Source organism: Salinicola sp. (assembly GCF_982684285.1).
This window is the reverse complement of record NZ_CEXLVS010000449.1, coordinates 1-1,429: the sequence shown is the minus strand read 5'-3', so window position 1 is coordinate 1,429 and position 1,429 is coordinate 1. Positions and strand designations below refer to the sequence as shown.

Genomic DNA, 1,429 nt, shown 5'->3' with positions numbered 1-1,429 from the left:
TATGCCAGCCTTATTACGGCAATTGGCTATTTGTGAGGGCTCAGATTGGTTTTGGTGGTTTGGAGATTATAATGCGTCAGAGAGTGTCAGTGATTTTGAACGTTTGTTCCGTATGCATCTATCAAACTTATACCAAATGTTAGGTGAAGAGGTGCCACAGATTTTGTCGGAAGTGGTTTCACATGGCGGTGGTGAAATTGAGCAAGGTGGCACAATGCGTCGAGGCAGTTAGTTGATGAAACAAGCACATATATTTGAACAACGCCGCAGCGGCATTTTGTTGCATATCACCAGCTTACCGTCAGCGAACCTGGGTCAAGATGCTTACCGATTTGTCGACTTTCTTCATCAGGCCGGTGTTTCAATTTGGCAGATGTTGCCCTTGGGTCCAACCCATAGTGAAGGTTCGCCATATCAATGTTTATCAGCACATGCTGCCAATGTTAATTTGATATGTGTTGCTCTGTTAAAGCAACAGCCGTGGGCAACTGAAGCGGAGCTAACTGACTTAACCTTTTCAACAATGATGACACATGCTTATCATCAGTTTGTCGCTCACGCCAGTGACAATGACAAGCAGGCGTTTGCAAACTTTCAGCAACAGCAACATTTTTGGTTAGACGACTACGTATTATTTTGTGAAATCCGTCACCTAAATCATGCAATAGCATGGTATCACTGGCCAGATAAATTGCGAGATCGTGACGTCGAGGCACTGCAGGAAATTCGCAACGAACGTCAACAAGCCTTAACTATTCGATGCTTTGCACAGTTTCAATTTTTCCAGCAATGGCATGCATTAAAAAATTATGCAAATGAACGAAATGTGCAGTTATTTGGCGATATGCCGATATTTGTAGCGCATGATAGTGTTGATGTTTGGGCCGCACCTGACCTGTTTACATTAGATAAAGATGGTCAGCCTGAAACGGTGGCAGGGGTACCGCCTGATTATTTTTCACAAACAGGGCAACGATGGGGAAATCCCTTGTATCGTTGGCCACAACATCTTGCTCAAGATTTTTCATGGTGGAAACAACGTTTGCAGACGCAACTAGAACTGTTTGACCTTATTCGTATTGACCATTTTCGTGGGTTTGAAGCATGCTGGGAAATACCGTCGAGTTGTGAAACAGCGAGTGAAGGACAATGGGTAGCGGCACCGGGCGAAGCATTATTTGATAGCTTATTAACATTTTTTGGTGAACTGCCATTAGTGGCTGAGGATCTTGGCATTATCACCGAAGGTGTGACCGCACTACGGGAAAAATATGCAATGCCAGGGATGAACGTCTTACAGTTTGCCTTTGGCAATGATGCCAGTAATCCATACTTACTCCACCTCCATAGTCGTGACAGTGTGACTTATACTGGCACCCATGATAATGATACAAGCTTAGGTTGGTATCAGCAGTTGGATGACAACACT

General features: G+C 44.2%; 2 protein-coding genes. Both read left to right on the top strand.

Translation table 11 applies throughout. The annotated features are described in order from the left end of the window. On the top strand, positions 1–232 hold a 232-nt coding region (locus AC3AYF_RS20955), incomplete at its 5' end, for a hypothetical protein (protein WP_487780399.1). A 3-nt stretch (positions 233–235) separates the two neighbouring features. Continuing rightward, on the top strand, positions 236–1,429 hold a 1,194-nt coding region (gene malQ / locus AC3AYF_RS20950), incomplete at its 3' end, for a 4-alpha-glucanotransferase (RefSeq protein ID WP_487780398.1).